1 protein-coding gene is annotated in these 223 nt (G+C 63.2%); it reads left to right on the forward strand.

Annotated elements, in window-relative coordinates; genetic code table 11:
- Positions 1 to 223 (forward strand): non-reducing end alpha-L-arabinofuranosidase family hydrolase (locus AC2CHE_RS27085; RefSeq protein WP_484507642.1); only part of this gene is annotated, 223 nt, incomplete at both ends.

The raw sequence follows: 223 nt of genomic DNA on the forward strand, positions 1-223 counted from the left end.
GTTGTTCTACTTCGCCCCGCGTGACGTGTGGGTGCTGGCCTACCAGTGGGGTGGGCCGGCGTTCTCGTACCGCACCTCGACCGACCCCACCAACGTGAACAGCTGGTCGGCACACCAGACACTGTTCAGCGGGTCGATCTCGAATTCGAACACCGGCCCGATCGACCAGGCGCTCATCGGCGACGACCAGAACATGTACCTGTTCTTCGCCGGAGACAACGGC

This window comes from Micromonospora sp. ATLC16, from assembly GCF_057196645.1.